Source organism: Haloterrigena sp. H1 (assembly GCF_005938085.1).
Classification (GTDB): domain Archaea; phylum Halobacteriota; class Halobacteria; order Halobacteriales; family Natrialbaceae; genus Natrinema.
Genome location: NZ_SMZK01000001.1, coordinates 1,387,557 through 1,412,224, shown reverse-complemented (window position 1 = coordinate 1,412,224; position 24,668 = coordinate 1,387,557). Strand labels below are relative to the sequence as shown.

Annotated in this window: 26 protein-coding genes and 1 tRNA gene; 13 read left to right on the top strand and 14 right to left on the bottom strand. The window is 64.4% G+C overall.

Annotated elements, in window-relative coordinates; all coding sequences use genetic code 11:
* The first annotated feature begins 25 nt into the window (after window positions 1-25).
* Window positions 26-3,040, top strand: a complete 3,015-nt coding sequence (locus E2L06_RS07100; protein WP_138779974.1) for an FAD-binding and (Fe-S)-binding domain-containing protein — start codon at window positions 26-28, stop codon at window positions 3,038-3,040.
* A gap of 93 nt (window positions 3,041-3,133) precedes the next feature.
* Window positions 3,134-4,234: a Xaa-Pro peptidase family protein gene (locus E2L06_RS07095; RefSeq protein WP_138779972.1), complete on the top strand. Its 1,101-nt coding sequence runs from the start codon at window positions 3,134-3,136 to the stop codon at window positions 4,232-4,234.
* A gap of 22 nt (window positions 4,235-4,256) precedes the next feature.
* Here E2L06_RS07095 and E2L06_RS07090 read toward each other — a convergent pair whose 3' ends face one another.
* From E2L06_RS07090 to E2L06_RS22740, 9 genes are all read right to left on the bottom strand, one after another.
* On the bottom strand, window positions 4,257-4,898 hold the full coding sequence (locus tag E2L06_RS07090; protein WP_138779970.1) for a helix-turn-helix domain-containing protein: 642 nt from the start codon (window positions 4,896-4,898) through the stop codon (window positions 4,257-4,259).
* Window positions 4,899-4,952: 54 nt separating this feature from the next.
* Entirely contained in the window at window positions 4,953-6,035 is a 1,083-nt protein-coding gene (locus tag E2L06_RS07085; protein ID WP_138779968.1) for a glutamate--cysteine ligase, read from the bottom strand.
* A gap of 121 nt (window positions 6,036-6,156) precedes the next feature.
* Window positions 6,157-7,494, bottom strand: coding sequence for a hydroxylamine reductase (gene hcp, locus E2L06_RS07080; RefSeq protein WP_138779966.1), 1,338 nt, complete (start codon window positions 7,492-7,494; stop codon window positions 6,157-6,159).
* 164 nt (window positions 7,495-7,658) lie between these two features.
* Window positions 7,659-8,291 (bottom strand): fibrillarin-like rRNA/tRNA 2'-O-methyltransferase, encoded by a 633-nt coding sequence (locus tag E2L06_RS07075; RefSeq protein ID WP_138779964.1) that lies wholly within the window; start codon window positions 8,289-8,291, stop codon window positions 7,659-7,661.
* The gene (locus E2L06_RS07070; RefSeq protein WP_138779962.1) at window positions 8,284-9,144 is read right to left on the bottom strand and encodes an NOP5/NOP56 family protein; all 861 of its coding nucleotides are present in this window, start codon (window positions 9,142-9,144) and stop codon (window positions 8,284-8,286) included. The genes E2L06_RS07075 and E2L06_RS07070 overlap by 8 nt, the downstream gene beginning before the upstream one ends.
* 117 nt (window positions 9,145-9,261) lie before the next feature.
* Entirely contained in the window at window positions 9,262-10,389 is a 1,128-nt protein-coding gene (locus E2L06_RS07065) for a DUF63 family protein (protein ID WP_138779960.1), read from the bottom strand.
* Between the two features lie 87 nt (window positions 10,390-10,476).
* A complete protein-coding gene (locus E2L06_RS07060) occupies window positions 10,477-11,277 on the bottom strand; it encodes an inositol monophosphatase (RefSeq protein WP_138779958.1) in 801 nt (266 codons plus the stop codon).
* A 134-nt stretch (window positions 11,278-11,411) separates the two neighbouring features.
* Window positions 11,412-11,494 (bottom strand) — tRNA-Leu (locus E2L06_RS07055).
* Between the two features lie 127 nt (window positions 11,495-11,621).
* A complete protein-coding gene (locus tag E2L06_RS22740) occupies window positions 11,622-11,750 on the bottom strand; it encodes a hypothetical protein (RefSeq protein ID WP_283241349.1) in 129 nt (42 codons plus the stop codon).
* Window positions 11,751-11,851: 101 nt separating this feature from the next.
* Here E2L06_RS22740 and E2L06_RS07050 point away from each other — a divergent pair, with 101 nt between their 5' ends.
* The 7 genes from E2L06_RS07050 (at window position 11,852) to E2L06_RS07020 (ending at window position 17,267) form a co-directional block, all read left to right on the top strand.
* Entirely contained in the window at window positions 11,852-12,337 is a 486-nt protein-coding gene (locus E2L06_RS07050) for a DUF309 domain-containing protein (protein WP_138779955.1), read from the top strand.
* 49 nt (window positions 12,338-12,386) lie between these two features.
* Window positions 12,387-13,184 carry a succinylglutamate desuccinylase/aspartoacylase family protein gene (locus E2L06_RS07045; RefSeq protein ID WP_138779953.1) on the top strand — a complete coding sequence of 266 codons (798 nt, stop codon included), beginning with the start codon at window positions 12,387-12,389 and terminating at the stop codon, window positions 13,182-13,184.
* Between the two features lie 56 nt (window positions 13,185-13,240).
* Window positions 13,241-13,585, top strand: coding sequence for a glutaredoxin (locus E2L06_RS07040; protein WP_138779951.1), 345 nt, complete (start codon window positions 13,241-13,243; stop codon window positions 13,583-13,585).
* A 120-nt stretch (window positions 13,586-13,705) separates the two neighbouring features.
* Entirely contained in the window at window positions 13,706-14,290 is a 585-nt protein-coding gene (locus E2L06_RS07035) for a hypothetical protein (RefSeq protein WP_138779949.1), read from the top strand.
* Between the two features lie 121 nt (window positions 14,291-14,411).
* Complete coding sequence (locus tag E2L06_RS07030) at window positions 14,412-15,398, top strand: patatin-like phospholipase family protein (protein ID WP_138779947.1); 987 nt, start codon at window positions 14,412-14,414, stop codon at window positions 15,396-15,398.
* A 176-nt stretch (window positions 15,399-15,574) separates the two neighbouring features.
* Complete coding sequence (locus E2L06_RS07025) at window positions 15,575-16,849, top strand: sorbosone dehydrogenase family protein (RefSeq protein WP_138779945.1); 1,275 nt, start codon at window positions 15,575-15,577, stop codon at window positions 16,847-16,849.
* 103 nt (window positions 16,850-16,952) lie between these two features.
* Window positions 16,953-17,267, top strand: coding sequence for a zinc ribbon domain-containing protein (locus E2L06_RS07020; RefSeq protein WP_138779943.1), 315 nt, complete (start codon window positions 16,953-16,955; stop codon window positions 17,265-17,267).
* A 69-nt stretch (window positions 17,268-17,336) separates the two neighbouring features.
* Here E2L06_RS07020 and E2L06_RS07015 read toward each other — a convergent pair whose 3' ends face one another.
* Complete coding sequence (locus tag E2L06_RS07015) at window positions 17,337-18,449, bottom strand: glutamate-cysteine ligase family protein (RefSeq protein ID WP_138779941.1); 1,113 nt, start codon at window positions 18,447-18,449, stop codon at window positions 17,337-17,339.
* A gap of 379 nt (window positions 18,450-18,828) precedes the next feature.
* Between E2L06_RS07015 and E2L06_RS07010 the strand changes: the two genes are divergently transcribed.
* The gene (locus E2L06_RS07010) at window positions 18,829-19,800 is read left to right on the top strand and encodes a phosphoadenosine phosphosulfate reductase family protein (protein ID WP_138779939.1); all 972 of its coding nucleotides are present in this window, start codon (window positions 18,829-18,831) and stop codon (window positions 19,798-19,800) included.
* 139 nt (window positions 19,801-19,939) lie between these two features.
* On the opposite strand, the gene E2L06_RS07005 is transcribed toward E2L06_RS07010, so the two are convergent.
* The 4 genes from E2L06_RS07005 to E2L06_RS06990 all read right to left on the bottom strand — a co-directional run bounded on the left by E2L06_RS07005 (window position 19,940) and on the right by E2L06_RS06990 (window position 23,019).
* Window positions 19,940-20,134, bottom strand: coding sequence for a hypothetical protein (locus E2L06_RS07005; protein WP_138779937.1), 195 nt, complete (start codon window positions 20,132-20,134; stop codon window positions 19,940-19,942).
* 118 nt (window positions 20,135-20,252) lie between these two features.
* The gene (locus tag E2L06_RS07000) at window positions 20,253-21,011 is read right to left on the bottom strand and encodes a hypothetical protein (protein ID WP_138779935.1); all 759 of its coding nucleotides are present in this window, start codon (window positions 21,009-21,011) and stop codon (window positions 20,253-20,255) included.
* 142 nt (window positions 21,012-21,153) lie between these two features.
* Window positions 21,154-21,996: an aldo/keto reductase gene (locus tag E2L06_RS06995; RefSeq protein WP_138779933.1), complete on the bottom strand. Its 843-nt coding sequence runs from the start codon at window positions 21,994-21,996 to the stop codon at window positions 21,154-21,156.
* A gap of 276 nt (window positions 21,997-22,272) precedes the next feature.
* Entirely contained in the window at window positions 22,273-23,019 is a 747-nt protein-coding gene (locus E2L06_RS06990; RefSeq protein ID WP_138779931.1) for a proteasome assembly chaperone family protein, read from the bottom strand.
* A 34-nt stretch (window positions 23,020-23,053) separates the two neighbouring features.
* Between E2L06_RS06990 and E2L06_RS06985 the strand changes: the two genes are divergently transcribed.
* From E2L06_RS06985 to E2L06_RS06975, 3 genes are read left to right on the top strand one after another with little or no spacing between them, the layout of a single operon-like run.
* On the top strand, window positions 23,054-23,260 hold the full coding sequence (locus E2L06_RS06985) for a hypothetical protein (RefSeq protein ID WP_138779929.1): 207 nt from the start codon (window positions 23,054-23,056) through the stop codon (window positions 23,258-23,260).
* Window positions 23,223-24,131, top strand: coding sequence for an RsmB/NOP family class I SAM-dependent RNA methyltransferase (locus E2L06_RS06980; RefSeq protein ID WP_138779927.1), 909 nt, complete (start codon window positions 23,223-23,225; stop codon window positions 24,129-24,131). Before E2L06_RS06985 ends, E2L06_RS06980 begins: the two co-directional genes overlap by 38 nt.
* Entirely contained in the window at window positions 24,131-24,649 is a 519-nt protein-coding gene (locus tag E2L06_RS06975; protein ID WP_138779925.1) for a hypothetical protein, read from the top strand. Before E2L06_RS06980 ends, E2L06_RS06975 begins: the two co-directional genes overlap by 1 nt.
* Window positions 24,650-24,668: the final 19 nt, after the last annotated feature.

The window sequence follows — 24,668 nt, the reverse complement described above, 5'->3', positions numbered from 1 at the left end:
CATGTGGAATGATGTCTCACCCCATATGGCCGCCGAAGACAGCGTTGACGCGATCGCCGAGGATCGAGAGCGGCAGCGATACCAGCCATCCGTTGAAACCGAACCGGTCGAGCCAAGTGGATCGCTTGCGGCTGCCCTCCAAGCTGCCTGCGACGGGGCCGTACGCTTCGACGAGTACACGCGCGTGCTCTACGCGACCGACGGCAGCGTCTATAGCGCACAGCCCGCCGGCGTCGTCTTTCCGCAGGACGTTGGCGATGTGCGCGCGGCGGTTCGTGTCGCGGCCGACCACGACGCGCCGGTGCTCCCGCGGGGCGCTGGCACCTCGCTTGCCGGCCAGACTGTCGGCCCCGGCTGTGTCGTCCTCGACCTGTCGCGCCACATGGATGAGATTCAGACGATCGATCCGGACGAACAGACTGCCGTGGTCCAGCCGGGCGTCGTCCAGGACGATCTCGACGCTGCACTCGAGCCCCACGGCCTTCGCTTTGCGCCGGATCCGGCCTCGTCGAACCGCGCGACGATCGGCGGTGGGATCGGCAACAACTCGACGGGCGCACACTCGGTGCGATACGGCATCACGGACGCCTACATCGAGGAGTGTGAGGTCGTCCTCGCGGACGGATCGCTGATCCGCACGCGAGACGTCGTCCTTGACAGTCCGGAGTGGGATCACATCGTTTCGAAAGACGACCGCGAAGCTGCGATCTACCGGACGGTTCGGGCGCTGGTCGAGGACAACGCCGACGAAATCGAGTCGCGCTATCCCGAACTCAAACGTAGCGTGAGCGGCTATAACCTGCAGAAGGTGATTCGAGAGGATGAAGCGGGTGAGCAGATCATCAACCTCTCGAAACTGCTCGTCGGTGCCGAAGGGACCCTCGGCATCGTTGTCGAAGCGACGCTCTCGCTCGTGACCCGGCCCGACGAGACCGCGCTCGCGGTCTGTTGTTACGACGAGTTGCTCGAGGCACTGGCCGCCGTCCCCGAGGCGCTCGACTTGGACGCCAGTGCGGTCGAACTCATGGACGACGAGGTATTCCGGCTCGCCGCCGAGTCGGCGGAGTATGCCGAGTACGCGGAGCCGATTCCCGAGGGGACCGAGGCAGCACTGATGCTCGAGTTCGACTCCGAGGTCGTCGAGGACCTGCCGGACGCCATCGCGGGTGCGACGGCGACGCTCGTCGGCGAGGGGGCAGCGTTCGACGCACTCGAGGCCTTCACCTCCGAGGAACAGGACCGACTCTGGAAGCTCCGGAAAGCCGCCATCCCGCTGTTGATGAGTATGGAGGGCGATCCGAAGCCGTACCCCTTCGTCGAGGACGCATCCGTTCCGCCCGCAGAACTCGCCGAGTACGTCGCGGGATTTCAGGAGATCCTCGAGAGCCACGACACGACGGCGGCGTACTTCGCGCATGCGGGTGTCGGGACGCTTCACATTCGGCCGGTCCTCAATCTGAAAGACGGCGATGATGTCGAGACGATGCGCGCCATCGCCGACGACGTGACCGATCTCGTTGCCGAGCACAACGGCTCATTCTCGGGCGAGCACGGCGACGGCCTCGCACGGACGGAGTTCAACCCCAAGCTGTACGGCCCCCAACTCTGGGACGCGTTCAAGGAGCTCAAATCGGCGTTCGACCCGGACTGGCGGCTAAATCCTGGCAAAGTCGTCTACCGTGATGAAAACTCGACTGACATCCGCGAGCACCTCCGATACGGGCCGGACTACGCCACCCTCGAGCCGCGGACGACGCTCGACTTCGACGACGAGGGTGGCTTTTCCCACCTCGTGGAACTCTGTAACGGCTGTGGGACCTGCCGACAGACCGGCAGCGACGTGATGTGTCCAACGTATCGCGCGACCGAAGAGGAAATCGCAACGACGCGGGGGCGAGCCAACCTGCTTCGGGCGGCGATCAGCGGCGACATCGATCCCAGCGAACTCTACAGCGAGCGGTTCCAGTCGGAAGTGCTCGATCTCTGTATCGGCTGTAAGGGCTGTCAGAGCGACTGTCCCACCGGAGTCGATCTCGCGAAGCTCAAAGCCGAAGTCAAACACCAATACCACGAGCGCGAAGGGACGGGTTTCCGGGAACAGTTGTTCGCGAACGTCGATCGGCTGTCGGCGCTGGGCAGCACGTTCGCACCGCTTGCGAATCGTGCCACGAAGGTGCCGGGTGCGCGAACCGCCCTCGAGAAGACCGTCGGAATCGCGGCCGAGCGGACGCTGCCGACGTTCCAGCGGGAGACGCTGGTCGACTGGTACGGGGAGCGGGGACCCCAGGTCGACGCGGAGACGGCGACTGCGGGGGTCGTCCTCTACCCCGACACGAACACCAACTATTCGAATCCGGCGGTCGGGAAAGCAGCCGTCGAGGTCCTCGAGGCGGCGGGGGTTCGCGTCGCGGTTCCCGAACTGGGGCCGACCGGGCGCGCGGCCTACTCACAGGGGCTACTCGAGGCCGCTGCCGACCAGGGCCGGGAATTGCTCGACGACCTCGAGCCGTATCTCGATCGCGGCTGGGCGGTCCTGTTCGTCGAGCCCTCGGACGCGGCGATGGTCGTCGACGAGTATCGCTCACTGCTCGACGACGAGCGCGTCGAGACGCTCGCCGCGAACGCGTTCGGCGTCTGTGAGTACATCGACGACCGCCGACTGGACGAGGAGGTGTCGTTCGACGAGACCGTGACGGCGGAGGGGCCGCTCACGTTTCACGGCCACTGCCACCAGAAGGCCCGCGGCGCTGACCACCACGCCGTCGGCGTACTCCGACGGGCGGGCTACGCCGTCGACCCCGTCGACTCGGGCTGCTGTGGCATGGCCGGCAGTTTCGGCTACGAATCCGACCACTACGACCTCTCGCGGGCGATCGGCTCGATACTACGAGACCAACTCGAGGAACGTCGGCACGCTGATCGCACCGAGACGACGGTCGTCGCTCCCGGCACCTCCTGTCGGACACAGATCGGCGACTTCGAGGGCTACGATCGGCCCACCCATCCCGTCGAGGTGCTCGCCCGCGCGCTCGAGACGTAGCGATCCAGCGATCCCGAGCAGCCCTCGATTCGCGATCGACTGCCGGGCCGTGCCGTCCGACAGTATCAAGGACCACCCTCGCCAGCACCCGACATGGACAAACGCGAACGTCTCGAGGCGTACCTCGAGTCCCACGACCTCGATTCGGTCTGGTTTGCACGACCGAACTCGTTTGCATGGCTGACCGGCGGGACCAACGTCGTCGACCGCGAGGGCGACAGCGGCGTCGCTGCGGTCGGCTACGACGGGACCGACGTGACCATCGTGGCGAACAACATCGAAGTCGATCGGATCGTGAGCGAGGAAGTCCCCGATCTGGAAACCGGGGAACTCGTAATCGAGGAGTTCCCCTGGCACGCGTCGTCGCTGGACGAGGCCATCGCCGAGCACGTCGGCGACGAGCGGGCCGCGATCGACGTCGATCTCCCCGGATTCGAGCGCGTCGATCCGACGCCGCTGCGCCAGCCGCTGACCGAGCGCGATCAGGAGCGCTATCGTGACCTCAGCAGGCAGACGGCCGCCGCCGTCGAAGCCGTCTGTCGCGAACTTCAATCCGAGGACACGGAACACGAAGTCGCCTCCGCACTGCGAGTCGCACTCTCGGCCCGTGACATCGAGGCCCCCGTCGTCCTCGTCGGCGGCGCAACCCGGGCCCAGCAGTATCGCCACTACACGCCGACCGACGCCGAACTCGGCGAGTACGCGCTCGTCTCCGTCACCGCCGAACGGGCCGGCCTCCACGCGAGCTGTACCCGCACCGTCGCGTTCGATCCGCCCGCGTGGCTCGAGGAACGCCACGAAGCCGCGGCCCGCGTGGAGGCGACGGCACTTGCGGCGACACAGGACGCTGCAACTAGTAGTGACACTGCTGGCGATGTCTTCACTGCGATCCAGCAGGCCTACGACGCGGTGGGCTACGAGGGCGAGTGGGAGCATCACCATCAGGGCGGGGCCGCCGGCTTCGCTGGCCGCGAGTGGATCGCCACGCCGGACCACGATGCGCCGGTCGAAGCGCCGATGGCGTATGCGTGGAATCCGACGGTGCAGGGCGCAAAAAGTGAGGGGACTGCGCTCGTTACCGACGACGATATCGAGGTACTGACGGCGACAGGACGGTGGCCGACGACGTCCGTCTCTGCAGTCGATCGAAACCTCGAACTGGAGCGACCCGCCGTGCTCGAACTCGAGGAGTAGTCTGTCGCGTCGACCCGATCGACTAGCCGTCTTCGTCGGTGGTCTCGTCCTCGTCGGGCTCCATATCGACGGATTCGACTTCGACCTCGTCGTCGAACTCGAGGCGATCGGACTCAGCGTCTGAGTCCGAGTCCTCGCCGAGCGTCGGTGTGCTGTCGTCGACGGTGATCGTCACCGGCTCGGGCTCCTCGAGGGGTTCCGAATCGTGTGCGCGCTCGCGATCGAGGACGTGATCGAGTCTGAAGATGGTGTTCAACTCCTGTTGGACCTGATCGACGACATCGCCGACGAGGTCGCTTGGCTGGATCGCGGTGTACTCGTAGGGGTTGTTGCCGGCCCCTTCGCTGGCGCGTTTTTCGCGGCTGACGCGGGTTTCCTCGTGGAGTTCCGCGAGTGCCTCACGGACAGTACTCGGATAGAGTCCGGTCCCCTTCGCGACCTCCTCGGAGGTACTCCCGGGATTCGCCAGCAGATAGACGTATATCTTCGCCCGGGTTTCCGTATCCAGGATCCACGAGAGCAGATCGACGATCCGCTGGTCGAGCTCCTCGACGGCCGGACTGCGGCCGATCTCGGTCTCGACGATGTCGTCCGGTCCCTCGAGTGATTCGTCTCTCCCGTCGGCATCGTCGGCCGGATGGTCGTCTGCGTCGTCGGAACTCATGTGACGTCTCGTACAGGATGAGGCCTCGCGCGGAGTTAAACCTTTGTGGGAACGTCACTCGGTTTGCAGGAACAGCGACTCACACAGCGCGTCTGACCCCTCGTCCTCGAGCAGCCGACGCTGTCGATCTGCACCGCTTTCGCGCTCGTAGACCCGTTTGATGCCGTCGATACCCAGCCGCTCGCACTCGCGGTCGACGAGCTCGCCCAAGTCGACGGTGCCCTCGAGATCGCGGTCGATAAACGACGCGTCCTGGCCGTAGCGGATAGCCCGCCACTTGTTCTCGTCGAGCAGTTCCCGGCGGTGCTGGTGCCCGCTGGTGCCATCTTCGTACTCCTCGGCCAGCGCACAGACGAGTGCGTGGGCGTACTCGACGAACGCCATGACGATATCGGGGTCGGCCTGGCCGTCCGGCGTCCGCAGTTCGACCGTGCCGTGTTCGGTGTGGGGGCGCACGTCGTACCAGAGTTCGCCCCGATCGTTGATCGAGTCGGTCTCGAGCATCAGCCGCTCGAACCGGTCGAACGCCTCGAAATCCTCGAAGTGAGTTGGCATCCCTGTGTTCGGCAGCGCCTCGAAAATCTTCGCGCGCGCAGACTGGAGACCGGTGTCGAAGCCGTTCCAGTAGGGCGAATTTACAGAGAGCGCGAGCATGATCGGGACGGACCACCGCAGTTCGTTGGCGATCCAGACCGCCTTGTCGGCGTCGTCGACGCCGACGTGGACGTGGACGCCCGCGGTCGTGTTCCGATGCTGTGGATACTGAATCCGGTCGAGCTGTGCCTGATAGCGGGGTTTCTCGGCGTGCTCGAGGTCCTGCCACTTCGCGAGCGGGTGGAGGCCGGCAGCGGCGATCCGGTAGCCGTGGGCCTCGGCGTGATCGACTAACGCCTGCCGGATCTCGAGCAACGACTCGCGGGCGTCATCGGGGTCCTCGATCAGCGGCGTCTGCGTTTCGATGACGAATTTAAAGAGTTCGTGATCGAGCCGTCCCTCGAGGATCTCGGGCGGGTCGTACTCGTAGACGAGGTCGTCGGTCCCGCTGGTGGGCCGGCCGTCCTCGTCTACGACGAAACACTCCTCTTCGATCCCCAGCGTTCCCATGCGCGTAAACGCGTCTCGCGACCCGCGTTCCATCGTCTCACGTTTTCGGGCGCGGTGGTAAATACCGTTTGGACTCGAGAGCGTGTCGCCGTCGGTTACAGGCAGTGCCGGCCACCGAAGCGGGCCAGCCACGCCCGATCGGGGTGTGGTCAGGTCAGTCGTCGGCCGGCCGTCCAGCCGCCGAGGATCCAGGCAACGGCTCGTCGAGCATCTCTCGGAGGTCGGCTTCCGGCTCGCCGATCGGTTGAAGGCCGAACTCCGCGTTGAGCAACTCGACGAGTTCGGGTGTGAGGAAATCGGGCACCGTCGGGCCGAGGCGGATGTCCTCGACACCGAGACTGAGAAGCCCCAACAGAACGGCGACGGCCTTCTGTTCGAACCACGAGAGGACGACCGACAGCGGCAGCTCGTTGACCCCACAGTCGAACGCGTCGGCGAGTTCGGCCGCGATCTTCACCGTCGAAATCGAGTTGTTGCACTGGCCGAGATCGATGTAACGTGGAATGTCGGTGCCAGGGACGGTCCCCAGCTCGAGGTCGTTGAACCGGAACTTGCCACAGGAGGTCGTGAGGACGACGCAATCGTCGGGAATCAACTGGACGAGTTCGCGGTAGTAATCCCGGCCAGGCGTCGGGCCGTCACAGCCGGCGACGACGAAGAACCGGCGCAGGTTTCCTGACTCGACCGCGTCGACGATCTCGTCGAGCTGGTCGAGCACCGGTTCGTGGTGGTAGCCAGTCGTCACGGTTCCGTCCTGTGCCCAGTCGGCCGCCGGTAGCGATTTGGCGGTCTCGATCACGGGCTCGAAATCGTAGCCGTCGACGGACTCGACGTCCTCGAGGCCGGCGAGGCCGGTCGTAAAGAACCGGTCTCGATACTCCTCTCGGGGCGGCTGGACGCAGTTCGTGGTGCCGACGATCGCGCCGGGGAAGTCCGCAAACAGCACGCGCTGGTCGTGCCACGCCCCGCCGACGTTGCCCTTCAGACTGTCGAATTTCGCGAGTTCGGGATAGCCGTGAGCGGGCAACATCTCCGAGTGAGTGTAGACGTTGAGCTGTTCGTCGTCGGCTTCGACCTGTTCCAAGAGCCGCTTTAAGCCGTAGAGGTCGTGTCCCGTGACTAGAATGGACTTCCCTTCGACGTCGTTCTGGGACACCGTCGTCGGTTCGGGAACGCCGAGTTCCTGCGTGTGGGCCTCGTCTAACAGTTCCATCACGTCGACGGCGGCGTCGCCGGCACGCATCGCGAGGTCGACGTGGTCGTCCATACTGAAATTGACGTTCGTCAGCGTCGAGTACAGTGCTTCGTGGACGAAGCCGTCGACGTCTGGATCGCGGTAGCCCATGTCTCGCGCGTGAGTCGCGTACGCGGAGATCCCTTTGAGGCCGTAGATAACCAGTTCCTGCAGGCCGTTGAGATCGGGTTCCTTGCCACAGACGCCAACGGTCGTACAGCCGCCCTCGGGGGTCTGCTCACACTGGTTGCAGTTCATACGCGACGAGTCGGGGGAGAGCCGAATAAGTGGCGAGTAGAATTCTCGCCGCGTCGAAACCCACGGGAAGACGTTCGTGCGATCTTTTATAAGGGACTTCGAGGAGGAGGGGCGACCGAGCGACTGACGGTGAAAGGAGAGTCGCCGAAGCGGTTCAGGACGGCCTACCGTGGTCGCGCGACGATCCCGAGGTGATCCGCGTGATACTTCTCGAGCCGTTCCGTCTCCAGAATCTCGTACTCCTCAGACAGTTCTTCGCGAACGTCCGCGAAGACGGCCGCCGGCTCGCGGGTCACGTCCTCACTCCTCGCTTTCACCGCCAACAGGAGTCGGCCGTCCTCGGTCAGGAAGCGCCGGTTCTCGAGCGCCACGCGAGCCTGCCCGCGCGTCGCAACGTCTTGGACGATGACGTCGACATCCGACTCGACAATATGGGCGTAGGTCTCGGGTTTCCGGGCGTCTTTCAGCAGCGGAAAGAGTCGTGGGCGGCTCTCCGCGGCCTCGAGCAGATCCCGTGCCGGCCGTGCCGCGAACTCGACGGCATAGGTCGGACCAGCGAAGTCGGCGACGTGGCTCACGGTCGTCCCGCTCGCCGCGCCCAGATAGAGGACGGTTTCACCGCCCGCGAGGCCGGTGTCCATCTCGAGGTCGAGCATCGCGCCGAGTTTCGACCGGTTCGGGTTCCAGGCGCGCCACTCCCCGTCGGTGGGCTCGCCGTAGACTGGCTCGCCGCGAGTTGCGAGTCGGTCGGTGCCGTCGAACGCGTGGCGCTCGACACCTGCCGGAAGCTCACTCATCGTTTGCACCTCCGTCGTCCGCCGTCCGCGCCTGAATCGTCTCGACCCGGTCTGCGAGTTCGGCCTCGAGTTCGGGCTTTAACTCGCCCGAGTAATGGTCGACGCGGGCGGCGATGGCGAGTTTGCCAGCGACCGCGCGTGCTGCAGAGCCCCGGTCGTCGGGATGGGTGCCACGGACTGCGTCGTGGGTGTAGATGATCCCGTGTTTTGGCGAGGGCGCATGTCCTCGCAGGTGGGCGAACAGGGCGTCTTCCGCACCGAGGACCTGAATCGTCCCGCTGGGCTTCTTCGCGAGATCCTCGAGTCCGCCGGCCAGCGAGATCAGTCGTGCCGCGAGGACTGGATCGGCAAGTGCTGCGAGGTTTGGCGCGATGGCCGGCGTCTGGCGTTGGATGAACTCTCGGAGGTCGTCCGCCTCGTCGGCGAGGTCCGCGACGCGGGTAGCAAGCGAGCGGACCGCGGGTTCCTCGAGGGCGTCGTCAGTCTCACCGCGTGCCAGTTCCCGGGCGTACGCGACGCCGGTTCCGGCCTCGGGGTCGATCGTGCCGGCCCACTCGGCCAGCCGTTCTGCGAGTTCGTTTGCCGTCCGACTGCAGTCGTCCATTGCCCGTACTGCGTGGACGAGCTGGCGGTCGTCGGCCCGTTCGCGTTCGGTCACCGCGGCCCGCGTGGCTTCAGTCGTCGCCTCACGCAGCGCGTCGTAATACTCGTCTTCGTCACTCGCAAAGCCCGCCTCGACTGCGAGTGCCGGCCAGTCGCGGGGCTCGCCGGCGCTGCCCTCGCGAACCGCGGTCGCCATCGCGTCGGGATCGTCGCGGTCGACAGCCGCGAACCACCCATCCGTCTTACTCATGCACGCTCGTTCCCGCCGCGGGCGATTAAAGGCCCCGTTCGTGGCGTTCGGATCGCACGTTCGGGCAGCGCTGGCTCGTGGCGGGCTCGAGGAACCTAGAACGAGAAACAGGACGATTCAGACGCCGAACGTCGCTCGCAGCATGTCACGGGTCCCGGGACCGAGGCCGACGGCGACGACGGTGATCATGAGCAAGATCGCGTAGCGGGGGTTGTCCTCGAAGACGGTCTCGTCGAAGATCCAGATGACGAAGACGGCGGCGGCGAGCTTGACGAACAGGAACGGCCAGGCCGAGCCGGTCGCCGAGACGACACTGGCAGGTAGCACGTCGGCCGTCGTGTTGGCGATCGCCGCGTTGATCGGGTGCTTCGGGACGAGATTGGCCGGGAGCCCAAGCGTCGTCGCCCAGTCGAGGCCGACGACGTTCGCGACGCCGTCGACCGCGTGCGCCCAGATGACGACGACCCCCATGTACTGCGTGCCGCGGTTCAGTTCCGGTGCGAACCGCTCGATCGCAACCCAGGTGATCGCAGTGACGAGCGTCGCCCCGACGAGGACGACCAGCGGGATCAGCGGATAAAACTCCGAGTAGGGCTCTGTGGCCGCCGTGTAGCCGAGATAGGCGATAGAAACCGTCAGCAGGGTCGTCCCGATTCCTGCCAGCGGATACTCATAGCGCGACACGTAGTCGTTGCGATCGAGCCAGATGGAACTGACGAGCGTCGTAAGGGCGATGAAGAAGACCGTGAAGTAGATCAGTGGGCTGATAATAAAGCCGGACCAGGGAAGCTGGATAGCCATCTCGCCGGAGTACGCGTAGGATGCGGCATTGGCGTCCTCGACGACCCGGAGGGCACCGCCGAAGAGCATGAACGGGAACAGCGCGAAAAAGCCCGCGCGGAAGCGTTCGATCTCGAGGCGGCGAAGAATGAAGATGATCCCGATCAGCAATAGGACGAGTGTCGGGATGTAGCCGGCATACGAAATGAACGTGTAGCCGGGTTCGGCGGTCGGCCCGGCGTTCGGGCCGGCCTGTCCGCAGGCTACTTGCTGACCGTCGGCCCACGCGACACAGGACCAGCTGTGGGCGTCGGCGACGACCGGCCCCCAAAAGTACTGCCAGATCAGGTTGACGTACACTCGCTGAGGGAACAGGACCGCGCCGAGGACCACGATGGCGGCGAGACTCGCGACGGTCGCGGCCCAGACGCGCTCGGCCCCGTACCGGTCGATGAAGTCGTCCATACCCGAATCCGGTAGTGGGGGCCGCTTACCGTTTCCGGTTTTCAGCGAGCGAGACTGTCGGGCCAATCGGGTCGTGAGCCGATCAGCTCATGCCTCTATTTCGCGGGCCGCCGCGAGCAATTCGTCGTGAATCGCGCCGTTTGACGCGACCAATCCGTCGCTGTCGTGTCGCCAGCGCTCACCCTCGAGGTCGGTGACGACGCCCCCGGCCTCACGAATGAGGTAGACGCCCGCAACGGTGTCCCACGGGTTCGCTTGCAGGTTGGTCATCGTCCCCTCGAGTGCGCCCGCGGCAACCATCGCAAGCTCGAGTTGGGCACAACCGAACCGTCGCATATCGCCGAACCGTTCGACGAGGGCGCGATTTGCCGCGGCGTACTGGTCGCGCTGGTCGAAGTCCCACCAGAAGGTCGGGCAGACGGTGGCCGCTTCGGGATCGGCGCAGTCGCTGACCGATAGCGGCTCGTCGTTGCGATATGCGCCTTCGGGGCCGACGCGGTAGCGATCCGAGAGGGCGGGACAGTCGAACGCCGCACCGACCGGTTCGCCGTCGACGACGGCCGCCACGGCAGTGCCGAACGCGCGGATGCCGCCGACGTAGTTGTTGGTCCCGTCGATGGGATCGACGATCCATGCCGGCCCCGTTTCAGGGACCTGCTTCAACGCGTCGGCCTCCTCGCCGACGATCGGATCGTCCGGAAACGTCTCTCGGATCGTTTCGATGACGGTCTCCTGTGCGTCGCGGTCTGCTTGCGTGACGACATCGGTCTTCTCGCCTTTGTGCTCGACTGCGATATCCGTCCGAAACGAGTCGGCCGCAACGGCAGCACCCTCGCCTGCCGCACGGACGGCAACTGCTGCACGACTGGCAGTATCGGCGTCGCTCATGCCCTCTCTCGGCGGCCCTGCCTCAAAAGTGGCCGTGATGTTGCCTCGACGAACCAGTCGCTCGTCCTCGTTGATGGCGACGTACAGAAGTTTGCGAGGGCAAGACGCTCCGTCTTGCCGCGCACTATGGTGAGTGCGAGGGGAGGGGATCGAACCCACGAACTCCTACGAGAGCGGATCTTGAGTCCGCCGCCGTTGACCGCTTGGCTACCCTCGCACGCATCTCGCTCTGAGACGCTCACAGGGGTTAAATCGTCCGATTGTCGCTCGAGCGATGCTCGAGGAGCAGACGCATCGCTTGCGGACCGAGACGCTCCGCGCCGGTCAGAGCGCAATAGGCCCGGTCACGTCGCTCGGCTCTCGATATCCGTCTCCGTGTATCGCCGATCGCAGTTCAGACACTGATAGCCCCCTTCGATGTGCGCGTAGAGGCGTTCCCCGCAGTGCTGGCAGCGGCCGTATGGCTGAGCCATTAGGCCAATATGGACCTCGTAATGGGATAAATACCGTGCTTACACTCGCTACGGACTGCCTAACCGACGGAACTACCCGCCCGCCGCCCCTCGAGTCGACCATGGACGACCACACCCGTGACCCGACCGTCGACCCGCCGGCCGGGACGCCGACGGGCTGGAACGAGTCCGCGGGTCGCTGGGAACACGCGACGTTGCGCCGGGCGACCATCCACGGGGTGCGGTTGTTCAACGACGGCGCGTTCCACGAGTCCCACGACTGCTTCGAAGACGAGTGGTACAACTACGGCACCGGCACGCTCGAGAGCAAATTCTGCCACGGGATGGTCCAGGTGGCCGCTGGCGCGTACAAGCACGTCGATTTCGAGAACGACAGCGGGATGCGGAGTCTCTTCGAGACGGCGCTGGGGTATCTCTCCGACGTGCCCCACGACTACTACGGCGTCGACGTTCTCACGGTTCGTACTGCGCTGACCAACGCTCTCACAGAGCCGGCACGGATCGACGGCTGGCAGATCCCGCTCGACGGCGAGCGGCCAATCGCGGACACTGTCGACTACGAGTACGTCGAGGCGCTCGAGGACTGATCCATCAGAGACCGAATCGCCTTTGGCCTTTCAGGCGTACTAATAGGTAATGAGAGTTGCACAGCTCGGGTCGGGAACGCCGGAAATCGCAGTCGTCGCGGGCGTCCACGGGGACGAGCCCTGTGGCGTCCGGGCCGTCGAACGGTTGCTCGACGAACGCCCGAGCGTCGAACAGCCTGTCAAACTCATCGTCGTAAACGAGAAAGCGCTCGAACGACGGGTGCGGTTCATCGACGAAGATCTCAATCGCACGTTCCCCGGCGATCCGAACGCAAAGACACACGAAGGCCAGCTTGCACACGAACTCGTTACCGAACTCGAGGGCTGTCTGACCTTCTCGATGCACTCCACGCAGAGTCACGCCGAACCCTTCGCGATCGTCAACGGCGTCAGCGAGACGGCCAAAGCGATCGTCCCACAACTGCCCGTGACCGCGATGGTCGAGACGAGCAACTTCGCGGAGGGACGGCTCTTCTCGACGGTCGACACCGTCGAAGTCGAGTGCGGCCTGCAGGGCTCGGAGACGGCCGCCGAAAACGCCGATCGGCTGACGCGGGCGTTCCTCACCGCGGTCGATGCGTTACCCGGCGATACCGTCCGCCGCGATCTGCCGGTCTATCGACTCACCGACGTTATCGACAAGGAACAGGCCGACACCTACGAGGTGTTCGTCCAGAACTTCACGGAGGTCGAAGCCGGCGCGCCGTTCGCCGCGGCCGACGGCGAAAAACAGATCGCCGACGAGCCGTTCTATCCCGTGCTCATGTCGCCAAACGGCTACCGAAACGTCTTCGGCTACACCGCCGAGAAAGTCGACGTCCTCGAGTCACCGACCGCGGCCGATTGAGAATCTGAAATCGCGAGGACACAAGGCATATCCCCCTCTCCCCCATACGAACGTGTATGGAGTTCCCACCGAACCAGGGTCTCGACCAGGAGGAGGTCAACGAGCAGGTCGCCGAAACGCTCGAGGAAAACGAAATCGTCCTCTTCATGAAAGGGACCGAACTGATGCCCCAGTGTGGCTACTCCCGCAAAGCGCTCGGGCTGATCAGTCAGCACCGCGACGAGTTCGAAACCGTCGACGTCCTCGAGTCGCTCGACGAGTATCGCGTGGCGCTCAACGAGCAAAGCGGCTGGGAGACGATCCCACAGACGTTCGTTGACGGCGAATTCGTCGGCGGCTCCGACATCCTAGAGGAACTCGATGAACGCGGTGAACTCGCGGAGACGCTCAACGCAGCGTAACGCGTACGACCGTGAACACAGATTTGTCACGAGTCGTCCCTCACGGATTTAATAGCAGGTCATATAAGTCGCGGTCTCGTAGTAACAGACCACGACTGTCGCCGTAGACACCTTCCCACTATGTCAACAGAGGAATCCAGACACGTATATCGGCTGCACTCAACGCTCGAACTGCCTCTCGAAGATCTCCACGACCACATCGACAACGCAACGTTCCCCGACGGGGTCGACGACGTCGAGATCACGCGGCGCAACAACACGCTGATTCTCAAAGCCGTCGCCGAGGATCAGTCCGTCAGCAAGTACACCCCGACGGCCCAACTCAAAGCCAGCGTCACGGAAAACCGGGTCTACGAAGAGGATCCCGACGAGCGCCGACAGAAGTCGTTTAGCTGGGACGAGGACGAAGAAGAGGAGATCGAATCCGAACTCGTCGAGTTCGCCGCGTTCAAAGGCGACCGCGAGACCGTCCTGCAGAACTCGCTGCTGCAGTACCAGATGTTCCTCGTGCTCTGTGGCATCGCCGAAGCTGCCGAGAAAGGCACCCTGACGGCGATCTCCGAGCACGATGGCGACCTCGAGGCGACACGGATCGTCGACGGCGAACCGCGACCCGCCGACATCGAAGTCGTCGAAGGCCCCCGCGACCACGGCTCGGGCCAGGGCGGCGTCAATTGGCGGGACAACAAGTTCATCACGGACTGAGGCCGAATCGACGCGGAGCGTTCTCTGACTGAACCACACGTAGAACGTACCGAGGAGTGGCTTCTCTGCACACGAATCTGCACCCGTAGCACTAACTCGCGGTCCGTGGTCACCGTCACGCATGGGCGACGGTGCCGAGACCGGCAGTACGACTCGAGTCGCGATCGCCTGTCAGGGCGGCGGGAGCCACACGGCGTTCACCGCGGGCGTGCTCAAACGACTCCTTCGCGAATGTGAGACACGCCACTACGAACTCGTCGGCATGAGCGGCACGTCCGGTGGCGCCATCTGCGCGACCGTCGCCTGGTACGGGCTCGTCACGAACGGGACCGAGTACGCAGTCGAAACGCTCGATGCGATCTGGCGGGACTTCGCGGCGCGCTCGCCACCGGACAGGATCGCCAACGACTGGCTCGTCTGGCTGGCGGAGTTCGCGGCACGCGGGGGGCCGTTGCCGCTGTTCAGTCCGTACGAACTGCCCGCTGCCGAACTCGGGCGAGATCGGTTTCTCGACACGCTCGAGTCCCACATCGAGTTCGACCGCGTTCCGGCGCTCGCCGCCGACACGTCGGTGGATCTGATCCTCGGCGCGGCGGACGTCACCGAAGGCGAGTTCGAAACCTTTCGCAACGAGGAAGTCACCGCGAAGACGGTGCTCGCGTCGGCAGCGATTCCGACGCTGTTCGAAGCCGTCGGGATCGACAGCCACTGGTACTGGGACGGGCTGTTCTCGCAGAACCCGCCGGTTCGCGACTTCCTGACAGTGCCAGAGACCGCAGCCGACAAACCCGACGAGATCTGGATCATCCAGATCAATCCCAAACAGCGCGAAGACATCCCCCGGTCGATGGAAGACATCGCCGACCGGCGCAACGAACTGGCAGGCAACCTCTCGCTGTATCAGGAGGTCTACTTCATCGAGACGATCAACGACCTGATCGAAGGTGGGAGCCTCCCGCAGGAGTACAAGCCGATCGACGTCGAGTTCATCGACCTCGGCAGCGACCTGTCGTCGCCGTCGAAAGTCGATCGGGATCCAGCGTTCATCGATCGGTTGATACAGCGGGGCCAGCGGCGTGCCGAGCGGTTCCTCGACGACCGGTCGTGAGGGCTCGCGGGCTCGCCGGTCTCCGAGCCGTCGGTCACGATGCCAGTCACAGCCCGTCTCGGACTCGAGTCGACGACCGAATCGACGACGATGCTGGCGATCCGTCGGATCACCGTACCGTTCACCGACGGCAGAACGGTGTATTTCCGTCTCGGTGTGGTACAGAATCTCCCAAAATGAACCTACCATTCAGCCGACGCCGGTTCCTGACGGGAGCAGCCGTCGGCGTGGCGACCGGGGTGGTCGGCACCACATCGCGATCGGTGGCCGCTGACGTCAACACGAACGAGCCGGACGCGATCGTTGCACTACCCGACACAGTCGGTCTCGAGATAGTTATCGACGGGCTGGGATTTCCGCTGGCCGTCGACTTCGCACCCGATGCGGACCGGCGGTATATTGCGGAACGCGACGGTCAGGTTTGGGTCCACGAGTCCAATGGACTCCGTGGCAAGCCGTTGCTTGACCTGCGCGAGACGGTCGTCACCGGCGGTGAGCGGGGACTGCTCGGCATGACGCTCCATCCCGACTTCGCCGAGAACCGTCGCCTGTTCGTCCACTACAGCGCACAGCGGCAGCCCGGAACGCCACGGCAGTTCGATCACACAGGTATCCTCGCGACGTTCGAGGTAACCGACGACGGGACGCGAGTGCGGCCGGACTCCGAACGCGTCGTCCTCGAGATCCCCCAGCCGGCGGACTTTCACAACGGCGGTGATCTCGCGTTCGGACCGGACGGCTACCTCTATGCCGGGATCGGTGCGGGCGGCGGAGGTGGCGGCGGTGGACAGGATGTGACGACGGATCTGCTGGGAAGCGTGATCCGCATCGACGTCGACGGCCGCTCGGCCGCCGGGGAGTACGCCGTCCCCGAGGACAACCCGCTGGTCGGTCGCGACGGACTTGACGAGTACTACGCCTGGGGGTTTCGAAACCCCTGGCGGCTGTCGTTCGACGACGGCGACTGCTTCGTCGCGGACGTTGGCGAAAGCGACTACGAGGAGGTAAACATCGTCGAGAACGGGGGCAACTACGGCTGGAACGTCAAAGAGGGGACCCACTGCTACCGAGCGGACGACTGTCCGGACGAGCCATCCGGGCCCGGTCTCGGCGGCCAGTTTCAGGACCCCATCATCGAGTACCCACACCCACCGGCCGAGACAGGTGTCAGCGGCATCTCGGTCATCGGCGGCTACGTCTCCCGCGACTCCACACTGCCGGCGCTCGAGGGCGCGTACGTCTTCGGCGATCTCGCGGCGGACGGCCGGCTGTTCGCTGCCACTCGCCCCGACGACGATGGCAGCGTATGGCCGACAACTGCCATCGAGATCGACGGCGAGAGGAGCCTCGAGCGGCTGTTCTCGTTCGGCCGCGACGACGCGGGCACGGTGTACATACTTGGATTCAGGGCCGGTAGTGGTGGTCTCTATCGCGTCGCCCCCGCTGCGTGAGTACACGGCGTTCTTCGGGAGCTGAGTCATCGCTCGAGTACAACCCCATCGATTGAGTCGGTCAGTAGTAACATTTTTACCCCTAACCGCGAACCCGACGCCTATGGACGATCCGGGATCGTATGCACTTCTCGGCCGCCTCACCCTGGCAGCGTTCGTCATGATCGCGCCGACGCTTTGCTTTCTGGGGTTGACCCGCGGCCTCGAACGGTTGCGAGACGACGACCTGATCAACGAGTGGGCGCGGACGCACGGCCACGCGGAACACGACGTCACAGACCACGACGACATTTTCGCGGCGCTGGCGAACGAGCGCGGCGTCGACGCCGGTGACTCGTCGTCCGTTCGGTGTGCTGTGTGTGGAACGCGAAATCAGGCTGGTGTGAGGTACTGTCACAGCTGTCAACACCAGCTGTAGGCGGTTCTTCCCGCAGTGGATGGCAGACTCGGTATGTGATGGGGTCCGCTATCGAGTACTGCTGGGAGACTAATCGCTCGCGACCGTCCGCGCCTGCCGAACGTCCTGCTCGAGGCGCTCGGCGTACTCGAGTCGGAGCTGCCGTGCCTCCTCCAGGTCGACCGGTCCCCGGCCGTCGATCTCGTGTGATATCGGCTCGTAGGCCGCGACGTCGAACCCCATCCGCTCGAGGTAGGATCGAACCGCGTCCGACGCCAGTCCCTCTCGGATCGCGGCGTTGACGTACTCGATCACCGCATCGAACTCGGGCAGGACGACTTCGTCAGTCGTGATGGCACCGGAATCGCCCTCGATGCGGATGGTGGCATCCTCGAGGTGAGCGCTGACCTCGGCGATCCTGTCGGCCAGTCGGACGACCTGACTCGGAAGGGCGGTATCGGGTGAGCGCCACTCGACGGTCGAAAACGTTTCTCGGAGCTGTACGGGCGTCCAGACGGCACTTTCGGGGTCGAAACTTGACTGGATGGTCGCCCGATCAGCACCCGCCTCGATGGCCGCCGTCACGAACTCCTCGTATCGCCGCTCGAGCCGGCGGGTCCACTCGGCTGCGTCGTCAGCGTAGGGCCACAGCCGGCCCTGGTGTGGGACACCATCGTATGCCATCCAGCGGTAGAGTTTCGACCGCGCCCCGCCGGCCAGATACCGGCCCCGAAAGTACGGCGATGAGTTGACCAACGCCAGCGCGGGATCGAGCGCGATGAGCGCGTTCAACTGGTCGATCTCACGGCCCGGCTGTTGCTCGACGTGGATGTGGGTGCCCGCACAGTGGCGGACGTACTCGAACTCGTCACCGATGACCGTATCTTGGATCCGCGTCCGATCACTCGGGCGATCCTGCACTTCGTCGTGGTTTACCGGTGTCGCGAGCGGGACGAGGCCCTTGTCGAGTTCGTCGGCTCGATCCAGCACGCGTTCGATCCGATCGAACAGTTCGTCGCGTAGCTCGGCCGACGTCTCACACGGCGTCGTTTTGATCTCGAGCAGCGGCTCGACGAACTCGCGCTCGGCTCCCGCCGACGCCTCGACGAGTTCCGCCGGTTCGGCCAGCCGCCCCTCGTCGTCGATGACCCAATACTCGACTTCGATGCTCCGTCGTATCGGCTCGGATTCATGTGCTGACACAGTGTCCTCCGGATTGCGGCATCGTCTCATGCGGACCAGTGGTCCCCCAGCGCTCTCGACTGTACATCACTTGCCCGCTGCCGACCGATTGCTAACTAACCACACGCCCACATCGGGAAGCCACTACAAGAAATTTTCGCGAGTGGTAACATTCGCACACGAGGCGGCGACAGAGCCGGCTCGGCCCGGCCGTCCCCCGTCTCGTACCGTGTCGATTGCATGTAGTCGTGGTTTGGCTCTCGAGACCGACCGATTCGCCGGTATCGCCGCTGCTATCCGCGTCGGCCGACCGGAACCAGGCACCGACGGGTCCGAAATGGCGACAGAGCTTTCCGCCGACCCAAAGAATTTACCTCTCCTAATTATATCTAATTACGAGATGAGCGAGAATTTCCCTGACTACGTCGACGTCGACTATGCCGACGGTGAAGGCGAAGATCCCGAGGACTACACCCACATTCAGGACAAGATCGAGAAAGCGATCGAGGTCACTCGCGAGGGCCTCGAGTCCTACGAGAACCCCGCGGTCATGTGGACCGGCGGCAAAGACTCGACGCTGACACTCTATTTCATCAAGGAGGTCGCCGACCGCTTCGACCTCGAGGTACCGCCTGCGGTCTTTATCGACCACTACCAGCACTTCGACGAGATCCACGACTTCGTCGACCACTGGGCCGACGAGTGGGACCTGGAGGTCATCTACGCGCGCAACGAGGACGTCGGCGCGTACGTCGACGAGCACGATCTCGAGCCGGGCGACGACATCGACATTTCGGATCTCTCCGAGCACAACCAGCACCACGTTCGTGACATCCTCGAGTACGAGGAGGACACGTTCCCGTTCCTGCTCGACACCTACGTCGGCAACCACCTGCTGAAGACGGTCGCGCTCAACGACGCCTTAGAGGAGTACGACATCGACGGCGTCATCTCCGGCGTCCGCTGGGACGAACAGGAAGCCCGCGCAGACGAGACGTTCTTCTCGCCGCGTCACGACCCCGACATCTACCCACCCCACGACCGCATCCAGCCCATCCTGCAGTTCGACGAGGCCGCCGTCTGGGACGCGTTCTGGAACTTCGTGGTGCCGGACACCGTCGAGAACTTCCCCGAGGAGGGCTACGTCCCCGAAAGCGACGACGACCTGCCGGAGGGCGTCGCACAGGACGACATCCCGATTTCGCCGAAGTACTTCGCCGGCTTCCGCTCGCTCGGCAGCGAAGTCAGCACCGAGAAGAGCGACCAGGAGCCCGCCTGGCTCCAGGACCTCGAGGGCACGACCGAGCGCGCGGGCCGCGCCCAGGACAAAGAGGATCTGATGGAGCGCCTGCGCGATCTGGGCTACATGTAGGCCGGTCGCGGTCGAGGATCGTATCACTCGCTACCTGCTGATTTTGCGTTTTCACCGCTCGAGAGTGTCGCGAGCGACGGCTTGGAGAGAACAGATGGTGGTCCGATATCGATACAAAGCAAGCGCTACGTCTCGGCCGTTAGCGACCTGCTGCGCGGTACTCGCCGTGTTTGACGCCGAGTGCGAGCATGATCAGGCCGAAGGCGATCATCGACGGCGCGACCATCATCAAAACGGTGCTCGTGCCCATCATTGGGGCGGCAGCCAGCCCACCGACGCCGAGCGCGATTATCACGATGAACACGGCCGCCGTCTTGGGAAGATCGAACTTCATATGCGGGGGTTAGGAATCGGCCACCTAATGGTATCGGGAATCGGCAGTCCGTTCATGCTGTCGGCCAAGAGGCACTCATTTTGTCCGGTACGATCGAAACCGTGAGAACGAACCGCAGTTACTCCTCCGAGGGACGAACCAAGTCCGCCAACGTCACGGCACCCCCGAGGAGCCAGCCCAGCGGGAACGAGAGACCGAGCCACATCGCCGCGTACGCCGCCCCCTCGAGGCTGAAGTTGCTCCGCAGATAGTCGTTGATGCCGCCAACGACCAGTACGTTATCGAGCGCCCAGGCAGCGAACTCGTAGCTGGGATCGAGGACGTACGGGTGTAGCGACGGCGTCACGAGCGCCGCGACGACCGGCGGCAAGAACAGCGCCGTCATCGCGAACGGATAGGCGAGCAGGACCGAGAGCGGCCGGCCGCCGAACTTCGAGGTGACGGCTGCGAGCGTCGTCGAGACGATTGCGACGGCGCTGGCGGCCGCAATCGCGAGGAAGGCGTCAAAGGGGACCCGATTCAGCACGTATGCGATCACCGACAGCGTCCCCCAACCGACGAGTGCGACGGCCGTGACGCCGACGATGCCGATCCGCGTTCGCGTCGAGTCGAGTTTCGCCGCGTAAAAGCGGGTCGCGAGGCCGAGGACAGTCAACGGATAGAGGACGAGCAGGCCGAGGATCCCCAGGGCGCTCCAGGTGTGATAGGCGACCTTCTGTGGCAGGCTCTCGGGCTTCCACTTGCCCATGACGGAGTGGCCGCGGCCACGTTGCCTGCGGAAGACGAGTTCCATCCAGGCCCCGTGTAACCGCCGAATGTCGGTCCTGACCGCACCGACAAGCCCACCACCGCCACTGCGTTGTGAGCGGGTAGACATACGCGAGCCAAAAAGCTGACGTACCGTAAACTTTCCTGCTTTTTCTTCAGAGCCGATATATAGTTTTTCTGCTACACTCGAAAATATGATACTAGAGCAGAACAAGGAGGCGATTTCGGCGGGTTAGCCGTCTCCGTGCCGATCAGTTCCAGGGGGCAAAGTCGGGGTCGACCTCGCGATTCGTCTCGTCGATAGCGTCGATGGCGTCGACGTCTTCATCGTCGAGGTCCACCGCCAGCGATCCCCAGTTGTCCGTAATGTGATCTGTGCTGGTCGCTTTCGGAATCGCCGTCACGCCCTTCTCGCGTGCCCAGGCGAGGCTGACCTGGGCCGCGCTTGCGTCGTGTTTGTCGGCGATCTCCTGAATCACGGGCTGGTCGAGGACCTGTCCACGGGCGAGCGGCGAGTAGCCGACGACCTCGACGTCGTGGGCCTCGCAAGCCTCTCGAAGTTCAGCCTGTGGCAGCAGCGGGTGGAGTTCGACCTGATTCGCGAAGATCGGCTCGTCACAGACGTCGACGGCTTCCTCGAGCTGTTCGGGCTGGAAGTTACTGACGCCGATGCGCTCGGTCAGGCCCTCGTCGACGAGCTCGGAAAAGGCCCCGAGGGTCTCTTCGGCGTCGTACGTCCGGGACGGCCAGTGGACGTACAGCAGATCGACGGAGTCGACGCCCAGTCGGTCGAGACTCTCGCGGGTCGTCTCGATGACGTCGTCGCGTTCGAGGTTGTCGATCCAGACCTTGGTCGCGAGGAAGATCTCCTCGCGGTCGACATCCGCAGCCGCGATTCCGTCACCGACGGCGTCCTCGTTGCCGTAAATCTGGGCGGTGTCGATATGTCGATAGCCCATCTCGAGGGCCGTCTGAACGCTTTCGGCACACTGCTCGGGGTCCTCGTTTTGCCAGGTGCCGAGACCGAGCATCGGCATGCCATCAGCGATTGGACACGTCTCTGGCGGAATCGTATCAGCGTCGGAAGTCACCATGTCCGACCGAACGGGCAGAACGCGAAAAGAGGTTTTGGTACCGGCCAGCGGTTCGCCTTGCGACAGCGAAAGCGGTGACCATGTTCCTCAAAAGCGATACGCACAGCCAGCTCGATCGCTGTCGATAGGCGTTATCGTGGTCGCCGTGCGGGTCGGTCGACTCGTTGCTCGTCCAGCGTTCGCACCGCGATACGCTCGCTGGCGAACAGCAGAGAAGCGACTCTCGAGGTCTAGCGCGGCCCGACCGAGCAGTGAGCGGCGAGCGACCAGCAGCGATTACTGGTACATCCGTAACGGCTGGGCCTGAGAGCTCTCCTCTCGCCCGATCGCCTGCATCTGCTGTGCCAGCCGCTCCCGTTTCGCCCGGATCTCCTCGGCTCTGTCGACGAGATCCTGCACGTTGACATCGATGTCGGCGATCGGGCTGACACCGTCCTCGAGCAGCACGCTCGCGGCTTCGGGGTCGGGGAACTGCGGATCACACTCGACGACGAGGCCGATACTGTCGTGGCTCTCCTGTGCGGCACGGTTGATGAGCGCCCCCGTCGGCCCGGTGATGACGCCGTCCTCGGGCGGGATCGGGATCTCGGCGGCCTCGAGTCGCTCGTCGCCGTCGCCGGTCGTAACCCCGTAGAGGTCGGGTCGGCTCCCCTCGTCACGGTCAGCGGGGAGGCCGCTGAGATAGATCGGCGTCGCAGCCTGATTGACGATCCAGTTGGTCAAACAGGCAGCAACGGTTTCGACGGCCTTGGAGGTGATCGGTGCGTCGCTCTGAAGGGCGATCAGATCCTGTTCCTCGCTGACGTAGAGCCGTACTGGCGGGCGTACCGTCCGGTCGCCGCCCCGGTAGACCCCGATCCGGGGCAGCCCCTCGCAATGGACGCTCGCGTAGTAGCGCATCTCGAGTTGCTCGACGAGGTGGTCGGTCGCGATCTTGCCGACGAGACCGACGCCCGGAAACCCCTCGACAAGCGTCGGGTTCTCGAGGTCCGGTTCCGGCCCATGAATGCGAATACCAGTCATGCGTAAATCGAGGGGTGTCAGCCGTATAAAATCGATGGCGGCTGCCGTCGCTCCGCCCCGCACCGGGAGAGAGCGGGCGACCAGCGCCGTCGGTTCCAGACTGGCACTGGCACTCGCACTCGAGTGGAACGGAAGCGTCGTCGATGCGACTGTTGCCGCCCGCTTCGAAACCCACAAACGCCGGGCACTCGAACTCGCGGCCGATGGAGCCACTCGAGCGGTATCGATCGATTATCGATGATTTCGACGCCTTTCTCGCAGCCTGCGAGCGGCCGCTTGGCAACGCCGTCCGCGTGAATACGATCAAGGCCTCGGTCGAGCGAACGCTCGCGGCCTTAGACCGAGAGGGCGTCGGCTACGACCAGGCCGACTGGAACCCTCGCGTCTTGGACCTCGAGACCGAGTCGCCGGGATCGACGTGGACCTCGTTTCACGGCTTTACACACGGCCAGGAAGAGGTTTCGGCGGTACCGGCGGTCGTCCTCGATCCCCAGCCCGGTGAACGGGTCTGGGACAGCTGTGCCGCACCGGGTGGGAAAGCGACCCAACTGGCGGCACTGATGGACGACCGCGGAACGGTCGTCGCCAACGACAACAATCTCGGACGCATCTCGGCGCTGCGATTCAACGCCGAACGTCTCGGCGCGACCAGCCTCGCGGTAACCAACGCGGACGCGCGCAACTACTCGCTCGAGCGGTTCGACTTCGATGCCTTCGACCGGACGCTGGTCGACGCCCCCTGTTCCTGTGAAGGAACGATTCGAAAGAACCCCGACGCGCTCGACAACTGGTCGGAAGGCCACATCTCTTCGGTCGCAGGCATCCAGAAGGGGATCATCCGCCGGGCGATCCAGGCCACCCGCGAGGGTGGAACGGTCGTCTACTCGACGTGTACCTTTGCCCCCGAGGAAAACGAGGCCGTCGTCCAGCACGCTCTCGAGACCGAATCCTGTCGCGTCGTCGACTTCGAGCTCGGCCTCGAGCACTCGCCCGGACTGACCGAGTGGGATGGCACGACCTACGACTCGAGTCTCGAGAAGGCGGCTCGGATCTATCCCCACCAGAACGACACCGGCGGCTTCTTCGTCGCGAAGTTGGAGGTGACCGCGTAATGAGCGACGAGCACGCGAACGACGGGCAGCGGTTCGATCGCCTGCCCGCAACCGCAGCCGAGCGGACCGTCGAGGGGCGCGCGACGCGCGCGGCGGTCGTCGACTACTTCGCGGATCGCTTCGGGATTCCACCGGCGACGTTCGACGACTACACCTTCTGGGAGAAAGGCGCGGGGAAGATCTGGATCTACGCCGGCGACGCGCCGACGCCGATCGAGATCGAAGCGATCGGCATGACCTGCCTGCGGACCCGACAGGAACACTGGAAGCCCACGACGGACTTCGTCCAGCGCTTCGGCCGGGAAGCGAGCGACTGCGTGATCGAACTCGACCGCGAGCAGGCCCAACGGTTCGCAACCGGCGAGGATCAGGAACTCGAGTGGGACGGCGACTGGGGGTATCTCATCGCCGCCCACGAGGTCGCCGGCGAGCTGGAGCCGATCGGCATCGGCCTCTACGTCCACGGCGAACTCCGTTCGATGGTGCCGAAGGGCCGACAGCGCGACCTCGAGTCCTAATAGCCCTATCGACGCGATC

Coding starts and splice junctions, on each gene's coding strand:
- E2L06_RS07040 (WP_138779951.1), top strand. CDS start 13,241: ATGGAGTTCCCACCGAACCAGGGTCTCGACCAGGAGGAGGTCAACGAG.
- E2L06_RS06975 (WP_138779925.1), top strand. CDS start 24,131: ATGAGCGACGAGCACGCGAACGACGGGCAGCGGTTCGATCGCCTGCCC.
- E2L06_RS07025 (WP_138779945.1), top strand. CDS start 15,575: ATGAACCTACCATTCAGCCGACGCCGGTTCCTGACGGGAGCAGCCGTC.
- E2L06_RS07075 (WP_138779964.1), bottom strand. CDS start 8,291: ATGAGTGAGCTTCCGGCAGGTGTCGAGCGCCACGCGTTCGACGGCACC.
- E2L06_RS22740 (WP_283241349.1), bottom strand. CDS start 11,750: ATGGCTCAGCCATACGGCCGCTGCCAGCACTGCGGGGAACGCCTCTAC.
- E2L06_RS07060 (WP_138779958.1), bottom strand. CDS start 11,277: ATGAGCGACGCCGATACTGCCAGTCGTGCAGCAGTTGCCGTCCGTGCG.
- E2L06_RS07050 (WP_138779955.1), top strand. CDS start 11,852: ATGGACGACCACACCCGTGACCCGACCGTCGACCCGCCGGCCGGGACG.
- E2L06_RS06990 (WP_138779931.1), bottom strand. CDS start 23,019: ATGACTGGTATTCGCATTCATGGGCCGGAACCGGACCTCGAGAACCCG.
- E2L06_RS07065 (WP_138779960.1), bottom strand. CDS start 10,389: ATGGACGACTTCATCGACCGGTACGGGGCCGAGCGCGTCTGGGCCGCG.
- E2L06_RS07010 (WP_138779939.1), top strand. CDS start 18,829: ATGAGCGAGAATTTCCCTGACTACGTCGACGTCGACTATGCCGACGGT.
- E2L06_RS06985 (WP_138779929.1), top strand. CDS start 23,054: ATGGCGGCTGCCGTCGCTCCGCCCCGCACCGGGAGAGAGCGGGCGACC.
- E2L06_RS07045 (WP_138779953.1), top strand. CDS start 12,387: ATGAGAGTTGCACAGCTCGGGTCGGGAACGCCGGAAATCGCAGTCGTC.
- E2L06_RS07000 (WP_138779935.1), bottom strand. CDS start 21,011: ATGTCTACCCGCTCACAACGCAGTGGCGGTGGTGGGCTTGTCGGTGCG.
- hcp (WP_138779966.1), bottom strand. CDS start 7,494: ATGAACTGCAACCAGTGTGAGCAGACCCCCGAGGGCGGCTGTACGACC.
- E2L06_RS07070 (WP_138779962.1), bottom strand. CDS start 9,144: ATGAGTAAGACGGATGGGTGGTTCGCGGCTGTCGACCGCGACGATCCC.
- E2L06_RS07100 (WP_138779974.1), top strand. CDS start 26: ATGGCCGCCGAAGACAGCGTTGACGCGATCGCCGAGGATCGAGAGCGG.
- E2L06_RS07005 (WP_138779937.1), bottom strand. CDS start 20,134: ATGAAGTTCGATCTTCCCAAGACGGCGGCCGTGTTCATCGTGATAATC.
- E2L06_RS07030 (WP_138779947.1), top strand. CDS start 14,412: ATGGGCGACGGTGCCGAGACCGGCAGTACGACTCGAGTCGCGATCGCC.
- E2L06_RS07090 (WP_138779970.1), bottom strand. CDS start 4,898: ATGAGTTCCGACGACGCAGACGACCATCCGGCCGACGATGCCGACGGG.
- E2L06_RS06995 (WP_138779933.1), bottom strand. CDS start 21,996: ATGGTGACTTCCGACGCTGATACGATTCCGCCAGAGACGTGTCCAATC.
- E2L06_RS06980 (WP_138779927.1), top strand. CDS start 23,223: ATGGAGCCACTCGAGCGGTATCGATCGATTATCGATGATTTCGACGCC.
- E2L06_RS07085 (WP_138779968.1), bottom strand. CDS start 6,035: ATGGAACGCGGGTCGCGAGACGCGTTTACGCGCATGGGAACGCTGGGG.
- E2L06_RS07095 (WP_138779972.1), top strand. CDS start 3,134: ATGGACAAACGCGAACGTCTCGAGGCGTACCTCGAGTCCCACGACCTC.
- E2L06_RS07035 (WP_138779949.1), top strand. CDS start 13,706: ATGTCAACAGAGGAATCCAGACACGTATATCGGCTGCACTCAACGCTC.
- E2L06_RS07020 (WP_138779943.1), top strand. CDS start 16,953: ATGGACGATCCGGGATCGTATGCACTTCTCGGCCGCCTCACCCTGGCA.